This window comes from Pseudoclavibacter sp. RFBJ3 (assembly GCF_002931375.1).
Taxonomy (GTDB): domain Bacteria; phylum Actinomycetota; class Actinomycetes; order Actinomycetales; family Microbacteriaceae; genus Pseudoclavibacter.
Map to the genome: position 1 here is coordinate 1 of NZ_PSXZ01000034.1, position 8,103 is coordinate 8,103.

General features: G+C 63.8%; 9 protein-coding genes. 5 read left to right on the forward strand and 4 right to left on the reverse strand.

What is annotated here, in order from left to right; all coding sequences use genetic code 11:
• Positions 1–106 precede the first annotated feature (106 nt).
• From C5E07_RS19305 to C5E07_RS18835, 3 genes are all read right to left on the reverse strand, one after another.
• Complete coding sequence (locus C5E07_RS19305) at positions 107–574, reverse strand: hypothetical protein (RefSeq protein ID WP_146080665.1); 468 nt, start codon at positions 572–574, stop codon at positions 107–109.
• Between the two features lie 188 nt (positions 575–762).
• Complete coding sequence (locus C5E07_RS20030) at positions 763–1,053, reverse strand: GNAT family N-acetyltransferase (protein WP_374953211.1); 291 nt, start codon at positions 1,051–1,053, stop codon at positions 763–765.
• 1,437 nt (positions 1,054–2,490) lie between these two features.
• Entirely contained in the window at positions 2,491–3,726 is a 1,236-nt protein-coding gene (locus C5E07_RS18835) for an MFS transporter (protein WP_181058195.1), read from the reverse strand.
• Between C5E07_RS18835 and C5E07_RS18840 the strand changes: the two genes are divergently transcribed.
• Positions 3,717–4,376 carry a TetR/AcrR family transcriptional regulator gene (locus C5E07_RS18840; RefSeq protein WP_219820037.1) on the forward strand — a complete coding sequence of 220 codons (660 nt, stop codon included), beginning with the start codon at positions 3,717–3,719 and terminating at the stop codon, positions 4,374–4,376. The two genes, C5E07_RS18835 and C5E07_RS18840, sit on opposite strands and share 10 nt — an antisense overlap.
• A 161-nt stretch (positions 4,377–4,537) precedes the next feature.
• On the opposite strand, the gene C5E07_RS18845 is transcribed toward C5E07_RS18840, so the two are convergent.
• Positions 4,538–5,056, reverse strand: coding sequence for a TetR/AcrR family transcriptional regulator (locus C5E07_RS18845; RefSeq protein ID WP_104301608.1), 519 nt, complete (start codon positions 5,054–5,056; stop codon positions 4,538–4,540).
• A 65-nt stretch (positions 5,057–5,121) separates the two neighbouring features.
• Here C5E07_RS18845 and C5E07_RS18850 point away from each other — a divergent pair, with 65 nt between their 5' ends.
• The 4 genes from C5E07_RS18850 (at position 5,122) to C5E07_RS18860 (ending at position 8,039) form a co-directional block, all read left to right on the forward strand.
• The gene (locus C5E07_RS18850; RefSeq protein ID WP_104301610.1) at positions 5,122–5,610 is read left to right on the forward strand and encodes a hypothetical protein; all 489 of its coding nucleotides are present in this window, start codon (positions 5,122–5,124) and stop codon (positions 5,608–5,610) included.
• A gap of 845 nt (positions 5,611–6,455) precedes the next feature.
• Positions 6,456–6,713, forward strand: coding sequence for a CGNR zinc finger domain-containing protein (locus C5E07_RS20035; protein ID WP_374953212.1), 258 nt, complete (start codon positions 6,456–6,458; stop codon positions 6,711–6,713).
• Positions 6,710–6,937 carry a hypothetical protein gene (locus C5E07_RS19310; protein ID WP_146080666.1) on the forward strand — a complete coding sequence of 76 codons (228 nt, stop codon included), beginning with the start codon at positions 6,710–6,712 and terminating at the stop codon, positions 6,935–6,937. The genes C5E07_RS20035 and C5E07_RS19310 overlap by 4 nt, the downstream gene beginning before the upstream one ends.
• Positions 6,938–6,941: 4 nt before the next feature.
• Positions 6,942–8,039, forward strand: a complete 1,098-nt coding sequence (locus C5E07_RS18860; protein ID WP_104301615.1) for an epoxide hydrolase family protein — start codon at positions 6,942–6,944, stop codon at positions 8,037–8,039.
• Positions 8,040–8,103: the final 64 nt, after the last annotated feature.

An 8,103-nucleotide genomic window follows, 5' to 3' on the forward strand; every position in this document is an offset into this window, starting at 1 on the left:
AACTTTCGCTCGCGCTCCCGCGCAGCATTGTTCGCCGGCATCCGCCCACCCCTTGCTCATCGGGGTGTTGCAACGACCGACAGAAACCGCCCATGGGTTCTGAGAATCAGAGGACCCAGGGGTCGGCTGGCTGTACCCGCTCGTCGACGAGCGTGATGAGCCACCCGGTCAGACTCTCGTCACCTTCATGCGCTTGGAGAGTGTCGGGCCCGTACCAGCCAGTCGCACCCGCCGGAGGGTCGTGCTTTGCCAGTTCGCGTTGCTCGTGTTCTCGTTGAGGGTTTCGCGTGTTCCGTGTTGTAAGAACTTCCTCGAGATGCGCTGATCCGGGTTCCGGACGAAGGATCTGCTCTCGAGCACCTGTCAGGGCGAGCCTGACGTAGACAGCGCTTATCGATGCAACGGTTCCAAGGATCGACCATGGCGACGCGCTGCGTAGTGGAGCGTACTGGTCGAAGTGCCAACAGATTTCGTCGAGTTCGTTGCCGTAGTACTGCCAGGTGGCCTTCTCGGCTAGGCGTTCGATTCTGTCGCCAACTGCGATTATCTCGCCGTCTTCTTCGAGTTCTGTCACGCTGCACGTCACTCGGATCATGAGAACAGGGTCCCACGTCAGCTGTCAGATCGGCCGGTCAAGTCATCGCCCCTCCTCGGTCGAGGTCTCGGGCGCAGGTACCTGCCAGTGAGACATCGCAAAACCCAGGGGTTCTGCGACAACGTGGGACCGGGTTGAGCGCCGCGAAGCTCGCCGTGCGTCCCTGGCTAGAGCTCGATACTCATTGTGTAGACGAAAGGCCCATCCGCTATTTGCGTCTCGTGACTGACCTCGAAGCCGTGTCGCCTGTAGAGGGAGACGTTCCGTTCTGCAGATGTTTCGAGGGAGATGCGTGGGGATGGCGACGTGGCTACCTGACGCAAACATTCTTCAAGGAGTCGAGAACCCAAGCCCTGCCCAGCCTGCTCAGGACGCACTCCTATCGTCGCGAGGTCCCATGATTTCTCGAGCCTGGGGGGCAACTCGACCCCGAATACAGGGTCGAGACGATCGCCCATGAGCTCGGTGATTTCAACCTGTAGAGACTCGGCAGGTTCGGGGACCCCGGGTGGGAGCAGGGCGGCGACTCCGGCGAGATCGTCGCTGACTACGACGGCGCCGTGCTGCAGCGCATGCGTCAGGTAGATGGCCTGGAGTTGCTTGAGTCGAGCTGAGTAGTCGTCGCTTGGAATGCTCCAGCGCGTCCACGGGTACGAATCGAAGGCGGCAGCAAGGGTAGCTGCCGCTTGAGATAGGTCTGAGTGAGTTGCATTTCGTATCGCTACTGGCACCCGAAAATCCTATGCTCAGTGACTGTTCCCCAGACAGCGGGCCCCGAGCGCCGTAGGTATAGCACGGCTCGTGTCAGCCTTGACTGGGGCGCCTGGAGAACGTAGTGAGACCGTCTCCAAACCCATGGGTTTCGCGAGCAAACTTTTGCAGCGAGTCGCCCTAGCCTGGATCGAAGACGTGCCCCAGAATTCCGCTGGTCAGCGTGAGCCATACAAGCGTGACCGCTGCTCCTAGGCTCACAAGCAGCGTGAGCATCTTTCTCTCCTCGTTTGATGGCATGAAACCAGCTTGCATGCTCTGCACCTGAGGGAATCCACAAGTGTTGCGAGACGCGATGAGCAGTCGTCGTGTTGCCTTCGCACGCCGAGACGTGTCGATCTCGTGCCCTCCCGCGTGAGGCACCTCAAAACCCATCGTTCAAGGCCTGAATGCAACGCTGACGATCCAGACCGGTCGGAAGACGTGCGGTCAATTGCTCGTAGCGGGGAATCTCACAGGCGTGACGTTGGTTAGGGCTCTCGCACTGGCGTGATCAGGACCCCACCGAATCGTGCTTCGGAGTAGTCCCACTCGCGTCCATCAACCCACACCCGCGCCGAAATGCAGGGCAGCGATTCGTGCTCGCCGTTCGGCCAGTGCAACACGAACCCGCCGCTGAACGACGCGTTCGATCCAGTCACTCGTGCACCGTTCGCATCCACTGCGCGAGCCTCGCATTCGAGGCACAGGTATTCGGGGTACCGGTCAGATTGGACGACTTGGGTGCCGCAGTTCGGGCAGGGCTGCATTCCGCGGGCACCAGGAAGGAACGGGCTCATCTGACGAGCGTAGGCCGAACAGCGCGCGTGCTGTTCGCGTACGGCCGGCTGATCGACATCGGGCGCAGCCCGGGATGGTGGAGACGAGTTCGGAGTGTCTCGCTCCCCCAGTCTGGCCAAGTGAGACATCGCAAAACCCGTGGGTTGTGAGAATGAAGGTGAGCCCCATAAGTATGTGTTCCCGCGCCCACCTCCCGCACTTCGTCGTGGACACGCCGCCTGGCCGTGTCCGCCCGTGGCTAGGTCGGGCGAGAGCGTGGGACAGTGAGCACCCATTTCGACAAGACGTTGAGCGTCCTGCGGGCATGTGCATCGTGTGGCGTGGCTTGGTGAACCACTGATCGGTTAGCGCGAAACGGGCTGTTGCGGGGAGGCGCTGGCGCCATCCGGAACCCCCGCAGCCTGGCGACGGGCCCTGACGAGACCAGCCACGATCGCGATCACAACCAGAGCGATATCCAGCACCCCGTACACGACCGCGGTGGGTTCGAGACCGAAGCGCTCGACGGCGAGGCCCGCCACCAGCGCCGGAACGCTGAAAGCGATATAGCTGACGATGTACATCGTCGAGAAAACTTGTCCACGCTCCGCATCCGGAGCTGCCTCACCCAGCGCGCCGACGGCGAGGCGGAAGGTCGCACCGAAACCGAGACCCGCGATCGCCGAACCGACGACATACAGCGGCGTACCGGCCATGACGAGTGCCGCGATCGTGATCAGCACCCCGAGAATCAGTGTTCCGTAGCCGAACAGCGTGCCCAGGCGCGGGGGGAGGAATGCCGAGATGGCTGTGCCGACTGTACCCGCGACGAAGAAGACCCCGAGCACGAGGCCGATGGTGAAGTGGCTCTGCACGCCGAGGACGGTGCCGAGGATTGACGACCCGAGTGACAGGTAGAGGCCGCCTAGGGCCCAGGTCGCGGCGATCGACGGGACAAGGGCGAAGAAGATACTCCTTGCGGCGGGAGGAAGCCCGATGCTCGGCAGGAGCGACCGCCAGATCGAGCGGGCTGTGGGGCTGTCTGGCCGGACGTGTTCTGGAACCAGCCAGATGAGAGCGGCGATGACCAGATAGCCGACAGCCAGGATCCAGAACACCAGCTGCCGGGGGAAGGGCGCGAATTCGACCAGCGCGCCGGCGAGCACTGCTCCGAACGCGATTCCCAATGAGGGGACCGCGCTGCTGACCAGCGAACCGGAGCGGGCGCTCGGCGCTTTGTCGATGATCATCGCCGTGAAGGTGCCGGTGGCGGCGCCGACCGCGAAACCCTGCACGAGTCGCGCCGCTACCAGAGCGCCCGTACTGTCGGCCGTTGCGAAGAGAACCATGCCGAGGGTCAGCAGAACAAGAGAGGCCGATGCCACGGGGCGGCGCCCGATCCGGTCGCTCAGCGAACCGACCGTGAGCAGAGCGACGAGCAACGCGACGACGTAGGCCGCAAAGATGACCGTCAAGGTGAACGATGAGAAGCCCCAGAGCTGCTGGTAGACGGGGTAGAGCGGAGACGGAGCCGATGCGGCGGTCAGCGTCGCCGCACCGGCGAGGCCAGCGAGCGCAAATGAGATGGGGCGTGAGAGCACGATACCTCCGTCGTAAAGCAATGATCTTTGCTTTAAACATAGGCGTCGGTGTTGGTTATAGCAAATTTCTTTGCGATAATCTGATCATGTCATCTGCTGCAGCGTCGACCCGGCCCGGTGGCCGGAGCGCAAGAGTTCTGAACGCGATCTACACCGCCGTCGGCGAGCTCGTCGGCGAAGGAACAGAGAGGATCACCTTTCCGCTCATCGCCGAGCGCGCCGGAGTCAACCCGACCACGCTGTATCGCCGATGGGACGACATTGACGCTCTGCTCGAAGAGGTCTCCGTCGCGGCGCTGACGCGAGAGGGTGACCAGATTCCCGACACAGGCGCCCTCGAGACGGATCTCACGGAATGGGCACTCATCATCACCAAGGACATCGTGCGGCCACACCGCACACGGTATCTGCGAGCGATGGTGGCAGCGCGCGCTGAGATCGTCTCGAGTTGCCCCGTGATGGAGCGGCGGCGCGACCAGGCGGCAGAGATGGTGCGTCGGGCATCAGGGCGTGGACAAGCAGCGCCGACCGTCGGGCAGATCCTTGACCACATCGTCGCACCGCTCTATCACCATGTCGTCTTCGCCCTTCCTGCCGACGAGGACTATGCGCGGCGACTCGTTCGCGACGTGCTCTTGATGGTGCGCTGAGTCCGAGAAGGGGTTGCCTAGCTTTTCCCGGTGGTCACGCCTCCGCGACGACGTCGGCGTCGGCGTCTGAGATGCCGTCATGAGACGCCGCGAAACCCAAGGGTCTCCCGATGCCGCCTCTGTTGCGGAACGAGTTCGATTCGCGGTCCGGAAGCGGTTGTTCAGGAGAGTCTGCTGAGGAGGTTCCGCAGGGCGGCGTCGTCGTGGGGAAGGGCAGGTTGGGTGTTGCTGAGCGCGAGGTGCACGATGCCGTGGACGAGTGCGAACGCGGCGAGCGCGTCAGTGCGCTCAGGTTCGTTTTCTCCAGTGGCGAGGTGAGCCCAGGCGCTCTTGCGTGCGCTGGAGAGGCGGGGGTGTGCCGGATCAAGCAGCTCCGTCTGCCACATGACGTTGTAGAGGCCAGGGTTGCTGGTCCCCCACTTCACGTACGCGACACCCTTGTCGTAGATGTCGCCAGGGGTCTCGTCGAGTGCGCGGCTCAGTGCTTCGAATCCTCCGGCTGCGAGTTCTGTCAGCAGGCCTTCTCGAGAGCCGAAGTGGTGGACCGGCGCGGCATGAGAGACACCCGCCTGCCGTGCGATTTCTCGCAGGCTCAGTGCGTGGACGCCACGCTCGGCGACAGTCACGGCGGCGAGTTGCAAGAGTCGGGCGTGGAGGGCTTCGCGGTCTCGAACGAGCATTGTGTCAGTGTAACGTTAGCCCTGATGTGTCAGTGTCACATTGCGTCGCCATCCGCGGAGGTCTCATGTCTCTCATCTACCCGTTCGTCCTGTGCCTGCTCGGTACGCGCGTGAGCATGGGGGTTGCGCGTCGCCGCGGAGTCGCTTGGGCACGGCCGTGGGCGACATGGTCGTCTTCTTCCGCCGTGGCCATGAGTGCCGTGTTGCTCGCTGGTTCGGCGACGCATTTCGTTGAGCCGCAGCGCTCGGGGTTACTGGCGATCGTGCCGACCTGGATTCCGTTGCCGGGCCGGGTGGTCGCCGTGACCGGAGTTGTCGAGGCGCTGCTCGCGGTGGGGTTGAGCGTCCCCCGAACCAGAAGAAGGTCCGCGATCGCGACCATCGGGTTGTTGCTGGTGATGTACCCCGCCAACGTGATCGCCGCAAAAGGCGTTGAGGAGGCAAGCGCGCCAGACTCGCCCCTTCCGCCGAGAACACTGCTGCAGATCGCGTTCATCGGTGCGTGCGCACTCGCGGCGCGGAGCCCAGTCGACCGCGGATCAATAGAGCCGTAGCACCGCGCGACGTCGTGACAACCTGGGCGACAGTGGAGATAGGGGGCCTCGCGCCCGCAGCACGAGGCTCCACGCATCTGGCCCGGCTCAAACGGGCTGCCACTCTCGCCATGCTGCGGGCAGGACGTCCCCCGTGAGGATTGAAGGACGCCTTGGGCAGACGCTAGGAGAATACCGATTGCTCCTATGCCATGTGCTGCGGACCGAACTCTAGGGTTTTGAGACAACTGGAGGGGACTGAGCAAGCTCGTTCTGTTTCGCCGACCACGTTGATGGCGGACCCGATTCGTCCAGGCATCCGGGCGTTGGGATGGCCCCCTCGAGGGAACCATCCATCGAATAGACGCAGATCAGGAACTGCGATTCCTCGTTGGAAAGCCCGCTGTACCAAAACTCTCGGATCTCGAGAGCGTGATTCGCCTCAGTGAGTGCGCGGGCGTCGGATCTCGCGTTGGATCCAAAAGTCGGCTCGGGGGCCGCGAGGCCGCGAGGCCTGCTCGCTGACTTCTCACTGGAATCCGCATCTCCCCTGACGCGAGCCCGCATGACGTAACGCCTGAGGCACGAGCTGTGCGTTACATCTCTGCTAGGGTCGAGTCATGCATGATGACCCCATCCGGTCCTTGGTCGACCTTGCCGCCACGCGCCCAGAGGGCGAATGGCCGGAACAGTTGGACATGGCTCGGTTCCACCGCGTTCTCGCAGACGTTGCGCCCGTATCCCGGGACCTTCAAGATCTGGAAGCAGCTCGGTCCGTTCGTGACCGACTTGCCTCGATCCTGCTCGACGGATCCGATGCCGAGGCCTACAGGATTTTGAACGGTGTCGTGACGGAGCACGCGGTGATGCCGTTCGTGGATGCGTCTGGCGTGCAGTACCGCTCGGGTCGCTCGGATGCGGTGAGCTCGTTGTGGGCGCAGGTTGCGGGACCACTTCTCCTCGCGCTCGCCTCCGGCGTTCGAGGGCGAACGAAGCGCTGCGCGAGTGCGCCGTGTGTGACCCCATTCATCGACTCGTCCGGTGGGGGCCGAGAGTACTGCTGCGCACGATGCGCCACGCGGGCACGAGTGCGCCGCCATCGGGCAGAGAGAGCGCCTCAGTGACGATCGCTGCACAGACGTGTCTTCAGTGCGCCCACCCTCCGGCCGAAAGCTGGTTCACGCGCGTGGCCCACGCACTCGGCGTTGCATTGCTGCGCGTGACCCACGCATCCGACGCCACGCGAAGCCGCGAGGCGCACCGCACCGCATACGAACTCAACTTGACGCTGGAAACCGAACGGCGCCACCGAGAAAAGACACGACTGCTCACGAACCGGCAGATCTGAGCGCATGACGATTCCTCCCAACGCCTTCTTCCACGTCTCGCCCGCCGACCTGAAGAGCCTCCACCGCCGACTCCGTAGCGCGGTGCTGCCGGAGCAGTCACCGGGCGAGGATTGGTCCCGCGGCATCCCAACGCGCGTCCTTCAACGACTCATCGAAAGGTGGGCCGGAGACTACGACTGGCGGGCACACGAACGCCTGCTGAATCGCGAGGCGCACGACTCCTACCGCAGTGCCATCGGCCCTATCCACTACGTCCAGCGCCGTGGTGACGAAGCCAAGTTGCCGCTCCTCGCCATCCACGGCTGGCCGTACTCCTACGCGCAGCTCCTCCCTCTTGCGGATGCCCTGAACGGCGAGCACACCGTGATACTTCCCTCGCTGCCCGGGTTCGCTCACTCGCCCGCTTCCACGCAGCCGTTCAGCGCGAGGCGCATCGCGGAAGCACTGCACTCGTTGATGGTCGACCGCCTGGGTCACCACCGCTACATCGTCTACGGCGAGGACATGGGTGCCCCCGTCGCAGACTGGATCGCTGGCCTGCACCCAGGCCCCGTTGCCGGAATCGTCGCGTCGCATCCGTCGTACTCCGCTCAAGCGAGACCAGGAGTTCTGCTGAACCAAGACGAGCGCGCGTTCCTTCGGCAAGCTCGGGACCCCCTCGAAAGCGGATACGCGCATCAGCAAGGCACCCGCCCCGACACCTTGGCCGTCGCGTTGCTCGATTCTCCGGTCGGGCTGCTCGCCTGGCTCGCCGAGAAGGTCGCAGCTTGGAGTGACGGTGGTCATGCGAGCGAGTTCGGCGGCCTGAGCGATGACGCGGTTCTCGACCTCGTCTCTCTGTACTGGCACACGCGGTCGATCGGAACGAGCTTCCGCAGCTACGCAGAGCCCAGCGATTTCGACGATCATCCGCTCGTTGCCGCGCCGGCCTCGATCCTCATCAACACTCACGAGCGCGACTACCCTCGATCCCTCGCCGAGAAGAGCTACACGGGCGTCCGGACGTTCCAGCGACTGGAGAGAGGTGGTCACTTCACGGCGTGGGAGAACCCTGCGGCGATCGCGACCGCCATCCGACAGCACGCGCAGTGCGTCACGTGAAGCCATCGAGATCCCGGGGACGACAAGGTCCCGGGAGGAATGGGGACATGACTGCGACTTCGTC